The sequence below is a fragment of the Salinivibrio sp. PR919 genome, from assembly GCF_001995355.1.
GTDB lineage: Bacteria > Pseudomonadota > Gammaproteobacteria > Enterobacterales > Vibrionaceae > Salinivibrio > Salinivibrio proteolyticus.
This window is the reverse complement of record NZ_MUFL01000015.1, coordinates 14,060-34,837: the sequence shown is the minus strand read 5'-3', so window position 1 is coordinate 34,837 and position 20,778 is coordinate 14,060. Positions and strand designations below refer to the sequence as shown.

General features: G+C 52.4%; 23 protein-coding genes. 11 read left to right on the top strand and 12 right to left on the bottom strand.

Annotated features, from left to right (window positions below):
• Positions 1–118 precede the first annotated feature (118 nt).
• The gene (locus BZG83_RS04565) at positions 119–1,315 is read left to right on the top strand and encodes a glycine C-acetyltransferase (protein ID WP_069590876.1); all 1,197 of its coding nucleotides are present in this window, start codon (positions 119–121) and stop codon (positions 1,313–1,315) included.
• 19 nt (positions 1,316–1,334) lie between these two features.
• Positions 1,335–2,363 carry an L-threonine 3-dehydrogenase gene (tdh, locus tag BZG83_RS04560; RefSeq protein WP_101494759.1) on the top strand — a complete coding sequence of 343 codons (1,029 nt, stop codon included), beginning with the start codon at positions 1,335–1,337 and terminating at the stop codon, positions 2,361–2,363.
• 66 nt (positions 2,364–2,429) lie between these two features.
• Here the strand turns inward: tdh and BZG83_RS04555 are convergent, their stop codons facing one another.
• Together BZG83_RS04555 and gpmM are read right to left on the bottom strand one after the other, a co-directional pair.
• Entirely contained in the window at positions 2,430–3,458 is a 1,029-nt protein-coding gene (locus BZG83_RS04555; protein WP_338012744.1) for a murein hydrolase activator EnvC family protein, read from the bottom strand.
• 112 nt (positions 3,459–3,570) lie between these two features.
• Complete coding sequence (gene gpmM, locus BZG83_RS04550) at positions 3,571–5,109, bottom strand: 2,3-bisphosphoglycerate-independent phosphoglycerate mutase (RefSeq protein ID WP_077479531.1); 1,539 nt, start codon at positions 5,107–5,109, stop codon at positions 3,571–3,573.
• 462 nt (positions 5,110–5,571) lie between these two features.
• On the opposite strand from gpmM, the gene BZG83_RS04545 reads away from it, so the two are divergent.
• The 4 genes from BZG83_RS04545 (at position 5,572) to cysE (ending at position 8,592) form a co-directional block, all read left to right on the top strand.
• Positions 5,572–6,033 (top strand): rhodanese-like domain-containing protein, encoded by a 462-nt coding sequence (locus BZG83_RS04545; protein ID WP_077479530.1) that lies wholly within the window; start codon positions 5,572–5,574, stop codon positions 6,031–6,033.
• A 97-nt stretch (positions 6,034–6,130) separates the two neighbouring features.
• Complete coding sequence (gene secB, locus BZG83_RS04540) at positions 6,131–6,607, top strand: protein-export chaperone SecB (RefSeq protein ID WP_069590868.1); 477 nt, start codon at positions 6,131–6,133, stop codon at positions 6,605–6,607.
• 9 nt (positions 6,608–6,616) lie between these two features.
• Positions 6,617–7,636, top strand: a complete 1,020-nt coding sequence (gene gpsA / locus BZG83_RS04535; RefSeq protein WP_077479529.1) for an NAD(P)H-dependent glycerol-3-phosphate dehydrogenase — start codon at positions 6,617–6,619, stop codon at positions 7,634–7,636.
• A gap of 122 nt (positions 7,637–7,758) precedes the next feature.
• Positions 7,759–8,592, top strand: a complete 834-nt coding sequence (gene cysE / locus BZG83_RS04530; protein WP_069590864.1) for a serine O-acetyltransferase — start codon at positions 7,759–7,761, stop codon at positions 8,590–8,592.
• A gap of 58 nt (positions 8,593–8,650) precedes the next feature.
• Here the strand turns inward: cysE and pfkA are convergent, their stop codons facing one another.
• The 3 genes from pfkA to BZG83_RS04515 form a co-directional block, all read right to left on the bottom strand.
• Positions 8,651–9,613, bottom strand: coding sequence for a 6-phosphofructokinase (gene pfkA / locus BZG83_RS04525; protein ID WP_077479528.1), 963 nt, complete (start codon positions 9,611–9,613; stop codon positions 8,651–8,653).
• 154 nt (positions 9,614–9,767) lie between these two features.
• Entirely contained in the window at positions 9,768–10,694 is a 927-nt protein-coding gene (fieF, locus tag BZG83_RS04520; protein ID WP_077479527.1) for a CDF family cation-efflux transporter FieF, read from the bottom strand.
• Between the two features lie 76 nt (positions 10,695–10,770).
• Entirely contained in the window at positions 10,771–11,208 is a 438-nt protein-coding gene (locus BZG83_RS04515) for a Spy/CpxP family protein refolding chaperone (RefSeq protein WP_077479526.1), read from the bottom strand.
• Between the two features lie 155 nt (positions 11,209–11,363).
• Here BZG83_RS04515 and BZG83_RS04510 point away from each other — a divergent pair, with 155 nt between their 5' ends.
• The 3 genes from BZG83_RS04510 to BZG83_RS04500 all read left to right on the top strand — a co-directional run bounded on the left by BZG83_RS04510 (position 11,364) and on the right by BZG83_RS04500 (position 13,975).
• The gene (locus BZG83_RS04510; protein ID WP_077479525.1) at positions 11,364–12,059 is read left to right on the top strand and encodes a response regulator; all 696 of its coding nucleotides are present in this window, start codon (positions 11,364–11,366) and stop codon (positions 12,057–12,059) included.
• Complete coding sequence (cpxA, locus tag BZG83_RS04505) at positions 12,047–13,447, top strand: envelope stress sensor histidine kinase CpxA (protein ID WP_077479524.1); 1,401 nt, start codon at positions 12,047–12,049, stop codon at positions 13,445–13,447. Before BZG83_RS04510 ends, cpxA begins: the two co-directional genes overlap by 13 nt.
• A 63-nt stretch (positions 13,448–13,510) precedes the next feature.
• Complete coding sequence (locus BZG83_RS04500; RefSeq protein WP_077479523.1) at positions 13,511–13,975, top strand: tRNA (cytidine(34)-2'-O)-methyltransferase; 465 nt, start codon at positions 13,511–13,513, stop codon at positions 13,973–13,975.
• 50 nt (positions 13,976–14,025) lie between these two features.
• On the opposite strand, the gene tpiA is transcribed toward BZG83_RS04500, so the two are convergent.
• Positions 14,026–14,793, bottom strand: coding sequence for a triose-phosphate isomerase (tpiA, locus tag BZG83_RS04495; protein ID WP_077479522.1), 768 nt, complete (start codon positions 14,791–14,793; stop codon positions 14,026–14,028).
• Between the two features lie 260 nt (positions 14,794–15,053).
• Between tpiA and BZG83_RS04490 the strand changes: the two genes are divergently transcribed.
• Positions 15,054–15,413 carry a 5-carboxymethyl-2-hydroxymuconate Delta-isomerase gene (locus BZG83_RS04490; protein WP_069590851.1) on the top strand — a complete coding sequence of 120 codons (360 nt, stop codon included), beginning with the start codon at positions 15,054–15,056 and terminating at the stop codon, positions 15,411–15,413.
• A gap of 51 nt (positions 15,414–15,464) precedes the next feature.
• Here BZG83_RS04490 and BZG83_RS04485 read toward each other — a convergent pair whose 3' ends face one another.
• The 4 genes from BZG83_RS04485 to glpX form a co-directional block, all read right to left on the bottom strand.
• On the bottom strand, positions 15,465–15,806 hold the full coding sequence (locus BZG83_RS04485; RefSeq protein ID WP_077455092.1) for a DUF3135 domain-containing protein: 342 nt from the start codon (positions 15,804–15,806) through the stop codon (positions 15,465–15,467).
• 238 nt (positions 15,807–16,044) lie between these two features.
• Positions 16,045–16,788, bottom strand: coding sequence for a ferredoxin--NADP reductase (locus BZG83_RS04480; protein ID WP_077479521.1), 744 nt, complete (start codon positions 16,786–16,788; stop codon positions 16,045–16,047).
• Between the two features lie 9 nt (positions 16,789–16,797).
• A complete protein-coding gene (locus BZG83_RS04475; protein WP_069590905.1) occupies positions 16,798–17,418 on the bottom strand; it encodes a helix-turn-helix transcriptional regulator in 621 nt (206 codons plus the stop codon).
• Between the two features lie 129 nt (positions 17,419–17,547).
• Positions 17,548–18,555, bottom strand: a complete 1,008-nt coding sequence (gene glpX / locus BZG83_RS04470; RefSeq protein ID WP_077479520.1) for a class II fructose-bisphosphatase — start codon at positions 18,553–18,555, stop codon at positions 17,548–17,550.
• A gap of 302 nt (positions 18,556–18,857) precedes the next feature.
• Between glpX and zapB the strand changes: the two genes are divergently transcribed.
• Complete coding sequence (zapB, locus tag BZG83_RS04465; protein WP_069590841.1) at positions 18,858–19,100, top strand: cell division protein ZapB; 243 nt, start codon at positions 18,858–18,860, stop codon at positions 19,098–19,100.
• A 51-nt stretch (positions 19,101–19,151) separates the two neighbouring features.
• Here zapB and rraA read toward each other — a convergent pair whose 3' ends face one another.
• Positions 19,152–19,670 (bottom strand): ribonuclease E activity regulator RraA, encoded by a 519-nt coding sequence (rraA, locus tag BZG83_RS04460; protein WP_077479519.1) that lies wholly within the window; start codon positions 19,668–19,670, stop codon positions 19,152–19,154.
• Between the two features lie 119 nt (positions 19,671–19,789).
• On the bottom strand, positions 19,790–20,695 hold the full coding sequence (locus BZG83_RS04455) for a 1,4-dihydroxy-2-naphthoate polyprenyltransferase (protein WP_077479518.1): 906 nt from the start codon (positions 20,693–20,695) through the stop codon (positions 19,790–19,792).
• Between the last annotated feature and the right edge of the window lie 83 nt (positions 20,696–20,778).

Here is a 20,778-nt window from a genome sequence, read left to right as displayed (position 1 = left end):
CTGTCTGACATCCCTTATTGGCACCCGGGTATTTAACGTGCCATGATAGCCGCCATCATTCGCTGCCACCGTTGGGCAGCGACCTTCGTAAAGTAATCATCACAGCATGGAGATTGCGATGACGGCTGCCTTCTATCAGCAAATTCGTCACCAGCTTGAGCAAGTAAAAGCTGATGGCTTGTACAAAAGTGAACGTCTTATTACCTCGCCACAAGCGGCCAGTGTTGCCGTCAATCATGAGCAGCAGGTACTGAACTTTTGCGCCAATAACTACTTGGGGTTGGCGAACCATCCTGAGTTGGTCAAGGCTGCCAAGGCAGGGATGGATGAGCACGGTTTTGGTATGGCGTCGGTACGGTTTATTTGTGGGACGCAAGATGCACACAAAACCCTGGAAGCCAAGTTATCTGACTTTCTCGGGATGGAAGATACCATCCTGTATTCCTCATGCTTTGATGCCAACGCGGGCTTGTTCGAAACCATTCTCGGCCCTGACGATGCCATTATTTCTGATGCGCTAAACCATGCGTCAATTATCGATGGCGTACGCTTGTGTAAAGCGAAGCGATTCCGTTATGCCAACAACGATATGGACGAACTGGAAGCCCAGCTTAAAGCCGCGAAAGCCGCCGGTGTGGCGAATATCTTGATTGTGACTGATGGTGTCTTCTCGATGGACGGCGTGGTGGCGAACTTACCAGCTGTGTGCGATCTGGCGGAGCAATATGGCGCGCTAGTCATGGTGGATGATTCCCACGCAGTTGGCTTTATGGGCGAGCATGGCCGAGGGACGCACGAATACCATCAAGTGATGGATCGTGTCGACATCATCACCGGCACCTTGGGTAAAGCGATGGGCGGCGCGTCAGGGGGCTACACGTCAGGCAAAAAAGAGGTGATTGATTGGCTGCGTCAGCGTTCGCGCCCTTATCTCTTCTCCAACTCTCTGGCACCTGCGATTGTGTCTGCCTCTATCCGTGTACTGGATATGCTAGCCGAGAGTGACCACTTGCGTGAGCAGCTTTGGGACAACAGCAAGCACTTCCGTGCACGCATGACGGAAGCTGGCTTTACGCTAGCAGGGGCCGATCACGCCATTATTCCTGTGATGCTTGGCGATGCCAAAGTCGCCAGTGAGTTTGCCGAGCGCATGATGGAAGAGGGCGTCTATGTGGTGGGCTTCTCCTACCCAGTGGTACCGAAAGGTCAAGCACGTATCCGCACCCAGATGTCAGCCGCGCATACGCGTGAGCAATTGGACCGAGCCATTGATGCCTTCATTAAAGTAGGCAAAGAGATGCAACTGATTGGGTAATGTCATGACACAAACAACCATGAAAGCGTTGGCGAAACTCAAAGCGGAGCCCGGCATTTGGATGACGGAGACCGAGCTTCCCGAGCTGGGGCACAACGATCTACTGATAAAGATTCGAAAAACGGCCATCTGTGGCACCGACGTGCACATTTACAAATGGGATGAGTGGTCGCAAAAGACCATTCCGGTGCCTATGGTGGTTGGCCATGAATATGTCGGTGAAGTAGTCGGCATTGGTCAGGAGGTACGCGGCTTCTCATTGGGTGACCGCGTATCGGGTGAAGGGCATATCACTTGTGGACACTGCCGCAACTGTCGCGGCGGTCGTACTCACCTGTGCCGCAACACCGTTGGTGTAGGCGTTAACCGTGAAGGTGCCTTCGCGGAGTATCTGGTGATCCCAGCGTTTAACGCGTTCAAAATCCCCGATGAGATCTCCGATGATTTAGCCTCGATTTTCGACCCATTCGGCAATGCCGTGCATACGGCGCTGTCCTTTGATTTGGTGGGCGAAGACGTGTTGATCACCGGCGCAGGGCCGATTGGCATCATGGCCGCTGCGGTGGCGCGTCATGTTGGGGCGCGTCATGTGGTGATCACCGATGTGAATGAATATCGCCTCGAGCTTGCTCGTAAGATGGGTGTTACACGTGCGGTCAATGTGGCTGAGTCATCTCTGGAGTCGGTAATGGCAGAGCTTGGCATGACGGAAGGCTTTGATGTTGGCCTCGAAATGTCTGGGGTGCCGGCGGCGTTTAATAGCATGCTGGCAGCCATGAACCACGGTGGCAAGATTGCGCTTCTTGGCATCCCACCGAGTGATATGGGCATTGATTGGAATCAGGTGATCTTTAAAGGGCTCGTGATCAAAGGTATCTACGGCCGCGAGATGTTCGAAACCTGGTACAAGATGGCATCGTTAATTCAATCTGGCTTGGATTTAACCCCGATCATCACCCATCACTACAGCGTGGATGACTTCCAACAAGGCTTTGATGTGATGTGTTCAGGGCAATCTGGCAAGGTGATCCTCGATTGGCAGCGTTAATGCCTCTGGTGTAGCAGCGCTGATGTACGCAAAACACCCGCACGCCCACCTATTTGGTGGGCGTTTTTAATCCAGCCAAGGGAGTGGATTGGTGGTGTTGCCTTTGCGGCGAATTTCGAAATACAAGGAAGGGGTGGATTGGCCACCGCTGTCGCCGACCAAGGCGATAGGCTCACCGGCGGTCACGGTATCGCCTACATCTTTTAGCAAGGCTTGGTTATAACCATACAAGGTCATGTCACCTTTACCGTGGTCTACGGCAATCAATAGGCCATAGCCACGCAACCAGCTCGATAGCACCACTTTACCCGCATGCGCCGCTTTCACTTCGGTGCCGCGCTTGGCGCCAATCACCACACCGTTCCAACTGACTTGGCCGGACTGACGTTCGCCAAAACGGTGTAATAACCTGCCTTTGACGGGCCAAGTAAGCTTGCCTTTGGCATTCGCAATCCCTGCCATCTTCACGGTGGCGCGTCGTGCCGCCGCGGCGATTTCTTCTTGTAAACGTTGTTTGTTCGCGTTGAGTTCCGCAAGGTAGGCACTGTCACTGGCAATTTGTGCGCGAATTTTTTTCGCCGTTTGACTTTGTGCGTTTTGCTCGCTTTCCAAATCCCGCTTTTTCTCTTGCAGTTCGGTGACTAAAGCAGACTGCTTATCGCGTTGTTGTTTCAATTGGTGCACGGTTAACTGATATTCGGTGCGTGTCGCGGCGAGGGACTCAATCGCAGCTTGACGAGACTGTGCCAAGGTTTCGGCATAGCGTGTGAGTCGGTCTAATTGTGCAATATCATCGCCACTGAGTAGTCGCTGGAGCTGATCGTTTTGGCCTTGACGGTATTGTGCGTCCAGTAAGTCGGCCAGTAAGGCTTGCTGGCCAATCATCTCCTGTTGGAGGCGGGACTGTTTTTTAGTGAGTGTCTCAATCTCGGCTTCTGTATCACCAAGAGCGCTCTGTGCAGAGCGAATCCGTTTCGATAGCGTTTCAATACGCGTGGCTTGCGCTTTTAAATCGCGTTGCAGGTGATTCAGTTTTTTGTTGTGTGCGGCCAATTGCGATTGTTGGCGAGCGATTTCATCACTGACCCCTTCCAACTGGGAATTGGCGCTCGTTGAAAAAGTGAGCAGGCACAGAAAAACGCCAGTGCACAAGGCACTGGCGCGGAGGGCTGTAAAAAAGCGTGTTCGTTTCTCCCGCATGAGAGGATTATTTCAGATCGAACACCGGCTTGCCAGTCATCTCTTCTGGAATCTCCATACCGGCCAAGGCCAGCATGGTTGGGGCCAGATCAGACAGCTTACCGCCTTCTTTCAACGTGATGTCTTTGCTGCCCACATACATCAGTGGCACTGGCAAATTGGTGTGCGCGGTGTAAGTGCCACCAGTGTTTGGATCCACCATCATCTCGGCGTTACCGTGATCGGCGGTGATCAGCATCTGGCCGTCCACTTCTTTAATCGCTTCAAGCACGCGACCAATGCAATGGTCTACCGCTTCACATGCCTTCACCGCAGCATCGTACACGCCAGTGTGGCCGACCATGTCGCCGTTCGGGTAGTTACAGATGATCATGTCGAACTTGCCAGACTTGATGGCCGCAACGAGCTTGTCAGTCAACTCTTCTGAGCTCATTTCAGGCTGCAGATCGTAGGTTGCTACTTTTGGTGAGGCAACCAACGCACGCTCTTCGCCTTCAAACACGGTCTCGATACCGCCGTTAAAGAAGAAAGTCACGTGAGCGTACTTCTCGGTTTCTGAGATACGCAGCTGGGTTTTGCCGTTTTTCGAGAGCCACTCACCCAAGGTGTTAGACAAGCTCTCTGGTGGGAAGGCGACCGTGGTATCGATGTCGGCCGCATATTCTGTCAGCATCACAAAGTCAGACAGCTCGGCGTATTTTTTACGCGTAAAGCCATCGAAATCCGGCATAAAGGCGCGGGTCATTTGACGCGCACGGTCGGCACGGAAGTTCATGAAGATCACTGCATCGCCGTCGTTGATGGTCGCTTTATTATCACCGTCGCGATAAATTTCGGTCGGCGCGACAAACTCATCGTTTTCTTCACGGGCGTACGCAGCCTCTAGGCCCTCAACCGCGCTGGTGGCAGCGAACTCGCCGTGGGCTTGGGTAAGCAGGTCATACGCGCGCTCAACACGGTCCCAGTTGTTGTCACGGTCCATCGCGTAGTAACGGCCCACCAAAGACGCAATACGGCCTTTACCGAGTTTGGCAAATAGGGCATCAAAACGCTCAAGTGATGCTTTGGCGCTGCGTGGTGGCGTATCACGCCCGTCGAGGAAGCAGTGCAGGTAGATTTGGTCGGCACCGCGTTCAGCGGCAAGCTCAACCATAGCCGCAATATGGTCTTCATGACTGTGTACACCGCCTGGCGACATCAGACCCATAATGTGAACCGCTTTACCTTTGTCTACCGCTTTATCAACCGCAGCAGTCAGCGCTGGCGTTTGGTTAAATTCACCATCTGCAATGGCTTTGGTGATCCGAGTCAAGTCTTGGTAAACCACGCGGCCAGCACCAATGTTCACGTGTCCCACTTCTGAGTTACCCATTTGCCCGTCCGGCAGGCCCACATCGAAACCTGATGCAGAGATCAAGGTGCTGTTAGCGGCCATCAGGCTATCGAGTACCGGGGTGTTGGCGTTGGTGATCGCATTATCGCTTTGTGGATCGCGATAACCCCAACCATCGAGAATCACCAGTGCGAGTGGTTTTTTTGCAGACATATTACGTCCTCTCAATTCAAGCTAAAGACTGACATTGGCTGCCATAAGACAACCACTGAGGCTTGATGCCGACCCGAGCTGAGCAGCAGCATGACTCAATGGTCATTGAATGAGCGTAATTTTACTACATTTTACGCCGCGATATGTAGGCTAAGATCAATTATCCCTGCTGACAAGTTGACCATTAGGCTTGCCAATACCCCTTGAGTCCCCTCATTATGGCGAAGATCCAGCCGGCTTGCGAATGGCTTTGCTCGATTTCTGCTATTGGTGAAACCTTCTTTCTTTTCAAGTTATTGAGCGGATGGGGAAAACCGTGCTAGTCATCTGGCAAGTGAGCGAGCGCGCGGATTTGCGCGGACAGGCTGTAAAACCATGGCGAGCAAGTTATACTCGACACCATTTTTCACCCCTTGATGGATTCTCGCGACGCGAGTCAGCAAGCAGTATAGAGCAAAGATTATGCAGGAATATATCGATTTCGTCTCCAACAACATGCTCCTCACTTTGGTTTGGGTAGGTTTGGCCGCAGCACTGCTGATGTCCTTAATTAAGCAGAAAACCGCGGCATACAAAGTGGTTGCGCCGAACCAAGCGGCGATCATCACCAACCGTGAAAACGGTGTGTTTGTCGATATCCGCAGTCGTGATGAGTACCGTGCTGGCCACATCACCGGTGCGATCAACCTCTTGCCGAGTGAAATCAAATCGAACTCACTGGGTGAGCTTGAAAAGCACAAAAATGACCCCATCATTGTGGTATGTAAAACAGGTCAAACGGCGGCAGAAAGCGCAAACCAGCTAGTCAAAGCTGGGTTTGACACTGTGTATGTACTGAAAGATGGTCTCACCTCTTGGAATGATGCCAATATGCCACTGGTTCGCGCCAAAAGCAGCAAGGGCAAAACTAAGAAGAAAAAGTGATCATCAACTCAAATATCGAGCGGTCGCATGACGCGGCGGCTCGCTTTTTTTAATGTGCTGGGCACATTGAGCCAATTTAAAGTAAGGATTAACCATCATGGCTGAAGCAGAAACCAATCAACAAGCCGAGCAAAACTTTGCAATCCAACGCGTGTTTTTGAAAGATGTGTCTTTCGAAGCGCCAAACTCGCCGGAAGTGTTCCAACAAGATTGGGCGCCAGACGTTAACTTGGATCTCGATACGCAAAGCCGTGAGCTAGGCGAAGGCATTTATGAAGTGGTTCTGCGCCTCACGGTGACAGTGAAAAACCAAGACAGCAATGCCTTCCTTTGTGAAGTGCAGCAAGGCGGTATTTTCTCAGTGACTGGCATGGAAGCGCCACAATTGGCACACTGCTTGGGTGCATTCTGCCCGAACATTCTTTTCCCGTATGCCCGTGAAACCATTTCAAGCTTGGTCGTCAAAGGCACCTTCCCGCAACTGAACCTAGCGCCTGTTAACTTTGATGCGCTGTTCATGAACTACTTGCAACAGCAAGCTGACGAGCAAAAAACCGAAGACGCGCAAGCGTAAGGATTGGCCATGACCACGTTGGCACCGACACAAGACGCTGCAATCACCGTACTAGGCGCAGGCTCTTACGGCACAGCACTGGCGATTTCACTTGCCAGAAACGGTGCCAATGTCGTGTTGTGGGGCCATGATCCCCTGCATATCGCGCAGCTTGAAACGGATCGTGCCAATCAGGCGTTTTTGCCTGACATCTCGTTTCCGGACTCATTGATCTTGTGTGCTGACTTAGCGGTGGCAGTGAATGCCAGCCGCGATTTGTTAGTTGTGGTACCCAGCCACGTCTTTGGTGATGTGCTGGGTAAGGTGAAGCCTTACCTACGTGCTGATTCTCGCGTGTGTTGGGCTACCAAAGGGCTTGAGCCAGAAACCGGACGCCTTTTACAAGAGGTGGCTCGGGAGCAACTGGGCGACAACATCCCGCTTGCGGTCTTGTCGGGTCCCACCTTCGCCAAAGAGCTGGCGGCAGGCTTGCCTACCGCGATTTCTGTGGCCTCTCCGGATGCGACATTTGTGAGTGAGTTACAAGACACCATTCACTGTCAGCACAGCTTTCGCGTTTATGGTAACCACGACTTCATCGGCATGCAGCTTGGCGGTGCGGTGAAGAATGTGATTGCGATTGGCGCAGGGATCTCCGATGGGATTGGCTTTGGCGCCAACGCGCGCACCGCACTGATCACCCGAGGGCTTGCTGAWATGACACGCTTGGGCGAGGCGCTCGGTGCGTCACGCGATACCTTTATGGGCATGGCTGGACTCGGTGATTTGGTGCTTACTTGTACCGATAACCAATCTCGAAATCGTCGCTTTGGCTTAGCGCTCGGGCAGGGCGAGGGCGTTCAAGACGCGCAAGATAAGATTGGTCAAGTGGTTGAAGGTTACCGCAATACCAAAGAAGTGTGGGCGCTGGCGCAACGCGCGGGTGTGGAAATGCCGATTGTCGAGCAAATCTATCAAGTCCTTTACCAAGGTAAAGCGGCTCAACAAGCAGCAAAAGACTTGCTCGCACGAGAGAAAAAGTCGGAATAATCGCCCAGCGAGTGCAGACATAAACGCGCGGGGTGAGAACCGCGCGTTTTTTTTATACACTGGCAGTGGCACTGGACGTATATGCGTCCTGGTTGTAGGTCATTTTTGTAAGGACGAAGGCAGTGAATAAGGCCAGAAAAGAATGCCAGCAACACCGCGTATGGCAAGCGGTGAAAAAGGAAGCGCGCGAGCATGCTGAACGCGAGCCGATGTTGGCGAGTTTTTACCATGCCACCATTATCAAGCACGACAACCTTGCCAGTGCGTTAAGTTATATTTTGGCGAACAAGCTATCGACCCCGTCGATGCCGTCGATGGCGGTGCGAGAGGTCATCGAAGAAGTCTATGCCAATGATGCTTGCGTGACGGAGTCAGCCGCCTGCGATATTTGTGCCACGGTAGAGCGTGATCCCGCGGTGGAGCTATATTCAACGCCACTTTTATACCTAAAAGGTTTTCATGCGTTGCAAGGCTTTCGCGTCGCGAATTGGTTATGGCGTCAGGGCCGTAAGGAGCTCGCCACCTATCTTCAAAATCAAATCTCGGTGACATGCCAAGTTGATGTGCACCCTGCTGCCTGTATCGGGCGTGGCATTATGTTTGACCATGCCACTGGCATTGTGATCGGCGAAACCGCGGTGATTGAAGACGATGTCTCTATCCTACAAGACGTGACCTTGGGCGGTACTGGTAAAGAAGGGGGCGATCGCCATCCAAAAGTCCGCACAGGGGTGATGATTGGCGCAGGGGCGAAGATTTTGGGCAATATCGATATTGGCGAAGGCGCGAAAATCGGTTCCTGCTCTGTGGTACTCAACCCTGTTCCGCCCCATACCACCGTGGCCGGTGTACCGGCGAAAATTGTGGGCCGACCCAGCTCGCATATGCCGTCTTTGGATATGGACCAAGAATTCAACGGCTCGCATAAAACCTTTATCTCTGGTGATGGGATCTAATCTAGCCGATAAAAAAACGGAGCCACTGGCTCCGTTTTTGTTCGCATATTGAACGAGATTAAAACAGCTTTTCTGCTACTTCGTACAAATCTTGGCGGAATGGACGCTTCATGTTTTCAATAGCGTCGAYGATGTCGTGATGCACCATTTTATCGTTCTGAATACCCACACAACGGCCACCTTCACCTTGCTGGAGAAGATCGACGGCATACGCACCCATGCGGGATGCCAAAATACGGTCAAAAGCACCCGGTTGGCCGCCACGCTGGATATGGCCCAAGATGGTTGCACGGGTCTCGCGGCCGGTTTCGGTCTCGATAAACTTCGCCAGTTCGTTTACGTCGGTCATCAATTCTGTGATAGCGACAATGGCGTGTTTCTTACCCTTGTAGATCCCTTCTTTGATTTTCGACAGCAGTTTGTCTTTATCCAAGCCAGTCTCTGGGGTAATGATGTATTCGCAGCCACCCGCAACGGATGCCATCAAGGTGAGGTCACCACAATGGCGGCCCATCACTTCGACAATCGAGATACGTTGGTGAGAGGATGAGGTATCGCGCAGACGGTCAATCGCATCGATAACGGTGTTCAAGGCGGTCATGTAACCGATGGTGTAGTCAGTACCGGCTACATCGTTGTCAATAGTGCCGGGTAGGCCGATACAAGGATAGCCCATTTCAGTAAGCTTCTTGGCGCCCATGAATGAGCCGTCGCCGCCAATTACCACCAGTGCATCGATACCGTGCATCTTGAGGTTTTGGATCGCTTGTTCACGTACTTTCTCGTCCGCGAACTCAGGGAAGCGGGCTGAGCCTAAAAACGTACCGCCGCGGTTAATCACGTCGGAAACACTGGTGCGGTTAAGACGCTCAATGCGGTTTTGGTGTAAACCGAGAAAGCCATCATAGATGCCGTAAACTTCGAGTCCTTCGGTGAGTGCGCTACGTACCACTCCACGAATCGCTGCATTCATGCCCGGCGCATCGCCGCCACTGGTCAAAACACCAATTTTTCTAACCATGGTTACCCTCTGACTTTTGGTCAATTAGTTCGCGCCGATTGCGGTAATGGCAACCTATTTGCCCCAGTGAACCCGCAACGACTGTTGCTTAGACTRTAATTTTCCTACTTCTGTAATAGTATTACAATTACTGTCGCTAAAAAGTTGATACATGTCAGCCCTGTGGGCTTTTGTTCACTGCCGATGACGAGAATTGTGTGCGCTCTTTGTTCACCACGGACACGGGATCTTGGTGGATCATGATGTCCGCGCCGGGAAATGCAATGAGCAACCGGTCTTCCACTTCATCGGCAATGGTATGTGCATCTACTAAGGGTAGCTCGTCATCCAGCTCAATGTGCAGTTGGATAAACGTTGTCATCCCAGCTTGGCGTGTACGCAGCTGGTGGATCCCCCGCACACCCGCGACAGAGCTGGAAAGCACGGCGATGCGTTCCTGATCATCAAGCGGAATTTGCCGGTCGAGTAACGACTGGACTGCCTCGTAGGCCATTTTGATTGCTTGCCACAAAATAAAGCCACTGATCCCAATCGCGAACCAGGCGTCGGCTTGTGTCCATCCATACCAACTAAGGACCAATGCAATAATGATCGCCACATTCATCAGCAAATCTGACTGATAGTGCAGCGCATCGGCGCGAATCGCGGGGCTCGCGGTTTTACGAATTACCCACTTTTGAAACAGCACCAACCCCAAAGTCACGAGCGTTGCCCCCACACTCACAGCGACCCCGAGTTCAGGGGCTGCAATAGGTACAGGCTTGAACAAACGTTCAAGCCCACTGAGCAGCAAAAACGAGGCCGAACCGACAATAAAGGTTGATTGGGCTACGGCGGCTAATGACTCAGCCTTACCATGGCCAAAGCTGTGTTCATTGTCAGCCGGTTGCACGGCATAACGCACCACGACTAAGTTGGTTAATGAGGCGAGCAAGTCGAGTAGCGAGTCGACGAAGGAGGCGAGCACACTGACCGAGCCGGTCAGCCACCAAGCAATCAGCTTGGCGACCAGCAATAGGGTGGCGACGCAGGTTGCGGCCCAAGCAGCGGCCTCAACCCAGAAGGCATACTTTTTTGTCATACCAAGGGCAGAAGGTTAATAAATTCTGCCCTCAGTATATATCTCATTCACAGCAAACGTATGACACGACGCAGGTTTAACGTGAACAATCGCCTTTTTTGCCGTGATGACGATGATGCCCTTTGCCTTGTTTGTCATGCTTTTTATGCATGGCGTCAAAGAACGCGGTTTGCTGCTCCGGGGTGAGCACCTGCATCATCGCGTGTTGATGACGCGCATGGGCCACGCGGCGTTCAATATTCGGCTGTGGATGAGCCGACAATAAATCGCGCACCGCCTGCTCATTAAAGGTCTCTTGGGTCAATAAGGTTTTCATCTTTGCTTGAAAGTCGCCGCGTGCCTGCTGACGTTGAGTGCGATACTCATCACGCAGTGCTTGGAGTTGATTCTGTTGAGCCTCGGTTAAGTTCAGATCACGCCACATACCGCGGTCCATACCATCGCCAAAGTGGGGAGCGGCGAGGGTGGGCAGGGCAATGGCGGCTATTGCTAGGCCGATAGTGAAACGTTTCATTATTTTTCTCCGGTGGTGAGTGGTTACCTGTTTAGCTTACGGGCTGGGGTGTAAAGTCACGTTATTCGGTGTAAAGATGGGTAAAGTCACTCACCCGCGGGCGTAGCTATGATAGAACTACAGCTAATTGATAATGGGCAGAGAGTCTGATTGCCATGCAAGAGGTTTTGATCATCGATGATGATACCGCACTGACGGATTTACTCAGTGAGCTGCTCTCACTGGAGGGATTTTCGGTGCGTTGTGCGGATAATGGCCAAGCTGGCCTTGAGATGGCGAGAGCCTCGCCCCCTGACATTATTCTGCTTGATGTGATGATGCCGGTTTTGAACGGCATGGAAACCTTGCGTCAGCTGCGCGCCACATCCAACGTCGCGATCTTGATGCTCACGGCGCGAGGAGAAGAAGTAGACCGAGTGATGGGGCTCGAGCTGGGGGCGGATGACTATTTGGCTAAACCCTTTAGCGATCGCGAACTTTTGGCGCGAATGCGGGCCATTTTGCGCCGAACGCAGGTGATAAGCTTAGAGTCGGCACCGCCTGAAGATGAGCCGGTACTGGCCCATCATGATGTGCGAGTGTACCCGCGTCGATTAGAGACGGTGTGCCAAGATAAACCCGTGGCGTTGACCGGTATGGAAACCGAAATGTTGGCCTGTTTGCTTCATCACCCCGGTGAAGTGGTAAGTAAAGCCTTGTTAAGTGAGCAGGTGCTAGGAAAGCGACTAATGCCCTTTGACCGTGCAGTCGATGTGCATATTTCCAATTTGCGTAAGAAGCTGCCAGAGCGCCTTGATGGCAAACCTAGGATTAAAACCCTAAGGGGTAAGGGCTATCTATGGGTCGACTAGGTCTCTGGCGTCGCCAGCTCGCCGAGCGCTGGTCTCGGGTGCCCTTTCTCGGAAGTTTATACGGTCGGGTTTTTGTCATTTTCTGGCTGACGCTGCTGGCGGTGTTGGCGGCGGTTATTTGGGCACAGCGAGAGGATCCGCGTAGCTTGCATGCCATTCCCTCGCCGGAAAAAGCTCGTATCCAGGCCCAACTGGAACAATTGGTAGCAATCTCACAACAGCGTGAGATTCCAATTGCGATGATGGTTGCACGTCAGAATCAACATCGCGGTCATCGTCGCACGCCCTATAAGTTGTATTGGGTGCCTGATAGCGCGACATTAGGATCTTTGCCACGCGAATTACGCCATTTTATATCGCAAACCACCGACACCGACGCGCCGATGCAGCGCCTTTATCACCGCAATATGTTAGCCGGCCCTTTCCCCGTCACTACCGCGCGTGAAGCCGGAACCTTTTATCATGCTCGGCGTTGGCAACCCAAGCTGCCGTTTGTGCTTAAAATTTTGGAAAAACCGCAGCACTTATTAGTGGTGACCATGTTGGTCAGTACCCCTTTGTTGCTCTGGTTGGCATATACCTTGACGCGTCCCGCGCGTCGGTTTCAAACCGCGAGTCAGCGGGTCGCCAAGGGGCAGTTGGTGATTGACCCTACCCTTGAGCAAGGCCCCAAAGAGTTTCGCGATGCAGGTCGAGGCTTTAACCAAATGGTGACTGCGCTTAATCAGATGGTGACTGGGCAGCAACAACTGGTGTCAGATATTTCCCATGAGTTGCGCTCACCTCTGACGCGATTACAAATGGCACGCGCCTTGGCTGCGCGTGAATTGGGCGATAGCGAGGTATTAGCGCGGATTGAACGGGAAGCGAGCCAATTGGAAGCCTTGATCAGTGAGTTGCTCACCTTGTCACGACTGCAATCGCAAGGACACCTTGAACGCGAATCCATCAGTGCTCAAGTACTCTGGCAATCGGTTGTTGACGATGCCCAATTTGAAGCGGGGCAGCAAGGTAAACAGATCGAGGCGACTCCCTTTCCTGATGTCGCATTAACCGTCAATGTGCGCTTAGCCCGCAGTGCGCTCGACAATGTGCTGCGTAATGCGATTCGCTACGCCAATAAACACGTCTGCCTATCGGTCACGAGCGAGCAAGCGGGGTTAAATATTGAGATTCAGGACGATGGCCCCGGCGTTCCTGAGACCATGCTGACTGATATTTTCCGCCCCTTTTATCGCGTGTCTGCCGCGCGAGACCGTCAATCGGGCGGTACTGGGCTTGGGCTGGCGATTACCGCACAAGCCGTACAGCAGCATGGTGGCCAAGTCAGTGCCGCGAACCATCCACAAGGTGGACTCGTGGTGTGCTTGCAATGGCCGAGTGGTTAATATTGCGCAATCTACCAGCGGTTGCGACAATACCTGCCTTGCTTACTTTGGTAATGAACTCTCATGTTTGATATAGCGCTTTACGAGCCTGAAATTGCCCCTAATACGGGGAATATCATTCGTCTTTGTGCCAACTGTGGTGCGAACTTGCATTTGATTGAGCCGCTTGGCTTTGATCTAGAAGAAAAGAAAGTCCGTCGTGCGGGACTGGATTATCATGATCTTGCCCGAGTGACACGTCATAAAGACTATGCGGCGTTTGCAAACGCGATGGCGGGTCGTCGGATCTTTGCGTGTACCACCAAAGCCACCCAGTTTCATACGGAGGCGACGTTTGCGGACGGTGATGTGTTGTTGTTTGGGCCAGAAACGCGCGGCTTGCCTGATGCGTTGATCCAAGCATTACCCGACGCGCAGCGGTTACGTATTCCCATGCAGCCAGAGGCACGTAGCCTAAACCTGTCTAATGCCGTGGCCATTATTGGCTATGAAGCGTGGCGGCAATTAGGTTTTACCGGCGCACAATAAAAAACGTCCCCAGATTGGGGACGTTTTGTTAGACGTTTAGCGTCAGTCGCTTACGCTTTTTTCGCTTCAGCCGCTGCTTTAGCGATAGCGGCAAAGCCCGCTGCGTCAAGCGCGGCACCGCCAACTAGCGCGCCGTCGATATCCGGCATCGCGAATAACTCTGCAGCATTTCCTGCTTTTACTGAACCGCCGTACTGAATCACAACCTTGCTTGCGACGTCTTCGCTGTAAGACGCAATGTGCTTACGAATGGCCGCGTGGATTTCTTGAGCCTGTTCTGCCGTTGCAGCTTTACCCGTACCGATCGCCCAAATAGGTTCATAGGCAATGATCGCACCGTTCAGCGCTTCAACACCTTGTGATTGGATCACTGCGTCAAGCTGACGTGCACAGACAGCAAGGGTTTCGCCCGCTTCGTTTTGCGCTTCGGACTCACCGATACAAAGTACTGGCGTGAGGCCATTTTCTTTCAAGAAAGCGAATTTCTGCGCGACAAATTCGTCAGATTCTTGGTGATATTCACGACGCTCTGAGTGGCCGATAATAATATGGGTGGCACCAAAGTCTTTCAGCATCTCTGCAGAGATATCACCGGTGAATGCGCCGCTGTTGTGTGTGTCGACGTTTTGCGCACCAAGCTTAATGGCGCTATCCGCCAGCAGTTGTTCGGCTTGAGCCAAATACATGACCGGTGGCGCAACAGCAACGTCCACACCTTCCACGCCTTTAAGTTCAGCGTTCAGGCCGTTAAGCAGTTCAGTGACCATGGCTTTGCTGCCATTGAGTTTCCAGTTACCCATTACCAATGGACGGCGCATAGGAATTCCTCCGCGGTTTAGTTGATTTGAAGTCAAAAGATGTAAAGAAGGTAGTCTATTGTAGCGCGGCCTTCTCTGTTTAAAATCATAGAATGGCGAGAATGCCTTCGTTTTTACGCGTTTTATTGGCAAAAGTGAACCGCTAAGTAGTAAATTTTCATCATTTTGTGGCACGTCTGGCCAGTGAACTGTGATGGTCTCGCTAGAGTGGTGGTGAAAAATCCGGCACCATAGCCTTTCTCAATAACAAGGAGTGTGTGATGCCGCATTTAATCATGGAATACACAGAATCGGTTTCTGAACGAGTGAACATCGATCAGGTGGTGGAGGCCTTACATCAAGCTGCCATCGCCAGTGAGGTGTTTGAGCCGGCGGCGCTAAAGTCGCGAGCCGTGCCTTGCGGCGTATGGCGGGTTGGAGAACARGCCGACCGTGGTGATTTTATTCATGTCGAATTTCGCTTGCTCGATGGGCGAACTGTGGCGCAAAAGCAAGCCATTAGCCAAGCGCTGGTTGACGTGTTATCCCGCCATGCTAGTCACGTGAGCAGTTTGACGGTTGAAATTCGTGATATGGAAACCAAAAGCTACAGCAAGCGGGTCGCGTCAGCGGTGGTTTGACCGATGATAAAGCGGTAACGGGTGGATGCTCCACCCGAGCCGGTTTGGACGTTATTCGCCAGCGCGTGCGCTTTGTCGTGCGGCTTGGCCGACGCGAAAGTCCATGATCTCAGCGTTGTGGCTACGTAGCGATTCGGGTGATTCAAAGGCGGTGGCAAAGCGTGAGTATTGCTTTGACAGCGCTTGAAATAACATGACGTTCACGTGCAGTGGGTTTTTGCCATGTTCTATCACGCGGTTGATGTGGCTTAGCATGGCGTGGAGCTGTGGTTGCGTGGCATGTGAGGCATTGGCAATCACTTCTTCACTCATCTTGAGGCGCAAAGCTTCTAAAGCTTTTGGATCGGACTGGGCCAAAGCGGCCAGTTCATCAAAAGAAGGTAGCGTCTTCATAAGTTACTCCTTTGTACGCCGTCGGTCAGATGACCGCATTACCAAGGCGTATGAATAACTATGAGTCGGGGGCGTGGGGGGATCAAATTCAGGGTGTCTGAGCCACTTGGCGCTCTGAACGGGAAAGCAGACTGTGGCACAAACAATCCCCTGAAAAATGACCGCTTTTTAGTGCTTATTTTTAACTATAAAAATACAACGGGTTACCGTATGCACCCCAGCAAAGGGGCGCAACGACTTACCAATAGTGCTCAGTGGTAATATTACCGGGCTTACGGCGTAGGTTTTTGCTTAATCCTTTGCCTTCCAAAATGCTCTTCACTTCTTTGACCATCGCCGGGTTCCCGCACAGCATCACTTGACTATGTTCGGGCTGAAGCGGCAGCCCAACCACACGCTCGAGCAAGCCATCTTCCAACGCATGGGTGATCCGTCCAGAAAGGGCGCCCGCGGTGGGCTCGCGACTCACGAACGGTTGCACGACTAACTGATCGGGGTATTTTTCTTGCAGTGCGTTGATGCGCGCTTGATAGGTCAGATCCGCCGCGAATCTTACCGCATGCACCAAGATAACCTTTCTAAACCGTGACCAAACGTCCCCTTGCTCCATAATCGACAGATAAGGACCAATGGCGGTACCGGTGGCGAGCATCCACAAATGTTGGCCTTGCGGCACTTCATCCAAGGTAAAGTAGCCCGCGGGATCTTTGGTGATCATCACGGTTTCACCCGGCTCTAGCGCATGCAGTCGCGGCGACATGAGTCCATCGGCGACACGTGTGGCATAGACTTCGTGATACTTACTTTGAGGAGGGTTAACAAACGAGTAGGCGCGTTGAATGAGTTTACCGTCGATCTCCATCCCCAGTTTTGTAAACTGGCCGGCGGTAAAGGGTTCAATAGGGGCGGATAACACCAGGCTGAAGAGATCCTTCGTCCAATGTTGGTTCTCCACAACTTCAGCCTTGATCCAAGTGGCCATATTACCTCCTCACGTCTTTTCTCCGATTCGATATGTACAGCGACGTTGCCCGGACACGATGTGCTCTTCGCGCTCGATACGGTAAGCGTTACCTAAAAGGCGTTGAAATAATTGTATTTCTGAACGGCAAAGCGCCGGACACGTTTTGGCTGCGTGGCAGATAGGGCAGTGATGTTCAATCAATATGTAGTCGGCGCCATCCTGTTGGAGCTCGGCCATATACCCCTCGCTCTCTCTAAGATACGCCAAGGTTTGCAATTTAGCCTCTAAATTATCGCAATCTTTTAGTGCATCTTGATATTGCGCAAGGGTTCGCGCTTCTCGTTGCGCGATCACTTTTTCGACGCCTTGCTCGCCAAACACGTCTTGGACGGAGTCAATCAAGGTGATCGACAGATCGTTATGACTATCTGCAAAACGGCTATGACCACTAGCGGTGAGCGACCAGTGGCGGGTGGGGCGGCCCACTTTGGCGCGCACATCTTCGAAATCAACCAGCCCGTCTCGCTCAAGGCTCTGTAAGTGTTGGCGCACGCCCATCGTGGTCATCCCCAGCGATTGCGCGAGGGTTTTTGCGCTGACACTGCCTTCTCGTTTAAGGGTATCGAGAATGCGATCGGTAGACTTGATGGTAGTGATAGTGATTACCCCAATACGCTGCCCAGCAGCACACAACTAAATAAAGCAAAGTGTTTATAAAAGGGTAATCGAAATCAATCCACTTGACCAGTGAGGGCAGCACATTGGCTGCCCGCTGAGTTATAAGATGTGATGCTTGATGGCGTCGTCTTTGCGGCTTAAATAGTGGGTCGAGTGGATGCGGCGTATGGTACGACATTGACCGCGTACCACCAGGGTTTCTGTGGTGGCCAGATCGCCTTGGCGACTAATGCCATCTAGCAAGTCCCCTTTGGTGATCCCAGTGGCGGCAAAGACAACGTTATCGCTGCTCGCCATGTCGGATAACGTCAGTACTTGGTGGGCTTGGATGCCCATTTCTTGGCAACGGGCTAATTCTTGCTCACCAAAAGCGCGGTTTTCTGGGGTATCGTCTTTGACTTCGTGGCGAGGGAGCAAACGTCCTTGCATGTCGCCGCCTAAGGCGCGAATAACGGCGGCTGACACCACACCTTCCGGCGCACCGCCAATGCCGACCATCACATCTACTTCGCTTTCCGGCATGCAGGTAAGAATTGAGGCGGCCACGTCGCCATCGGGAAAGGCGAAAACTCGGATCCCGCGTTGCTGCATAGTGGCGATGATGGCGTCATGGCGAGGCTTTGCCAAGGTGGCGACGACCAGCGTATCTAGGGTTTTACCTAGGGCGATGGCGATATTTTCTAAGTTCTCGAGCAGGGGCTTGTGCAGATCAATGGCACCTTTGGCGCCCGGTCCCACTACCAGTTTTTCCATGTACATATCCGGCGCTTTTAAAAAGCTACCTTTCTCGCCGGCGGCCAGTACCGCCAAGGCATTCGCTTGCCCCATGGCCGTCATGCGTGTGCCTTCAATCGGATCGACGGCAATATCGACCGCGTCGCCGCCCAAGCCGACTTGTTCGCCGATATAGAGCATCGGCGCGTCGTCAATTTCGCCCTCGCCAATCACAATTTCACCATCAATCTCGGTGAGGTTCAGTAAGGTACGCATCACGGCAACGGCTGCACCATCCGCTGCATTTTTATCGCCACGGCCTAGCCATTTATAACCGGCAAGGGCGGCGCCTTCGGTGACACGAGAGAAAGCCAGTGCGAGATCGCGTTTCATGAGTACTCCAAGATAAAAGCCACAAAAACTGGTCAGCCCAGTGAGCGCGCGCCAGTTTACCAGAAATAGAAAACGTTTGCGTACGCCTGTGAGCAGAGGATATGTGGAAATACACGTCAGGCGGATCAGGAATAACACCAAATATGCTGGATTTTTGTGCACTTGTGCGTTGGCAAGGCGCGAGAACAGTGGCAGTCTAGCGTGCGCTCGGTACAATAACAGCGGGGTGCACAATCACGTTGCACGGGTTGCTGCTGATGTCAGTAGTAACGGGATCAATCGTCAGAAATAAGGTGGCCTTGATGTCATTGGAAGTATTAGAACAACTCGAAGCAAAAGTACAAATGGCGGTGGATACCATTTCGCTGCTGCAAATGGAAATCGAAGAGCTGAAAGAAAAGAATGACGCGCTAGAGCGTGATGCAGCCTCGGTGAAAGAAAGCCGTGAAAGCCTCGAGCAAGAAAACGCCAAACTGCGTGAAGAGCAAGAAGCGTGGCAAAACCGTATTCGTAGCTTGCTGGGCAAGATTGAGAACGTCGAATAAACAAAAACAGAGCCGATTGGCTCTGTTTTTCTATCCGCGTGAGGCGACGTATTAGTCGTCGTCTTCCTCGTCATCAACGTCGACGCTGTCCATGGTGAGCGCGTCGGGTGAGAGGATCACGCCAGTCGTATCTGCATAGACATGATCGTCCGGGAGGAAAGTCACACCGCCAAAGTTGACGGGAACGTCGGTTTCCCCTGTGCCTTGTTCATCCGCGCCGACCGGAATCGATGCCAGTGCTTGAATACCGATATCAAGCTCATCAATAGTATCGACATCACGGACGCAGCCATACACAATCATACCTGCCCAATCGTTATCAGCAGCAAGCTGTGCAATTTCGCCATCAATCAACGCACGGCGCAGTGAGCCACCGCCATCAATCAACATGATCCGTTGCTGACCGTCTTGTTCAGCAAGCTCGCGGATAAGGCCATTATCCTCAAAGCATTTAACGGTTGTAATCTGGCCACCAAACGCACTGCGGCCCCCGTAAGAGCTAAACATTGGCTCCACGACATCCACTTGGTCAAGATACATGTCGCATAGTTCCGAGGTATTGTATTCCATAGTCTAACTTCTTGTTGAGGCAGAAAAAGGCTGACAACATGCGGTTGCCAACAAGGCTAGTCCAAGTATAACGGGCCGATAAGGCTTTGCAATGCAAAAGGGGACAATCTGTGCCCTGATTACACCAACAGCATACCGGTCATAAAAAGGCCATTGGTGACCAGTGCACAACGTACCATGTTTCCCATCATGGGGCGCAATGCGGTGGCGCTTGCGGCTTGATACACTTCACGGCCATGGCGAATCAATAAGGGAACGCCGGCGAGAAACAACCATCCCAGCCAAGCTTGGAAGGTGAGCGCGGCAAACAGCGAATAGCAAACCACGGCACTGGCAAGCAAAATTACATGATACTGGCGACCGCGATGTGGGCCTAACCGTACCACAAGCGTATGTTTGCCACAGGCGCGATCGTTATCAATGTCGCGTAGGTTATTGATGTTGAGCACTCCCACTGCGAGTAAGCCGCATGCGGTGGCGGGGAGGATAACTAGCGAGTCAATGTGTCCAACTTGTAAATAGTAGGTCCCAGCGACACCCAGCCAACCGAAAAACATCAACACGGAGAGATCCCCCAGCCCACGATAGCCATAGGGTTTATTGCCTACGGTGTAGGTAATGGCCGCCACAATGGCCATGACACCGAGTAGCAGAAAACTGACGATATCAGTGGGTTGTTGGCAGGCAATGGCAATTAAACTGCCGCCACTGATGAGCGTGAGTAGTACGTTGAGGATGAGTGCACGCCGCATGGTGGCAACACTCACGTGTCCTGACTGAATGGCGCGCATTGGGCCAAGGCGCGCAGCGTTATCTGTCCCTTTCACCGCATCGCCATAATCATTGGCGAGGTTAGACAAAATCTGCAGTAATAACGCAGTGACCAAAGCCATGGCGCTAATCGACCAAGAAAGACGCCCTTGTGAAGCGGCGACCGCGCTGCCACATAAAATAGAGGTAATGGCAAGGGGCAAGGTCTTGGGCCGAGCGGCATCAAGCCAAATAGCCAAAGTGGATTGAGTCATACAGACACTCTCGACGAAAAGACAATATCGCCATTATCGCTTAAGCGTGTAAGTGGGCAACGGGAAGGGTGAGGAAATTCGAC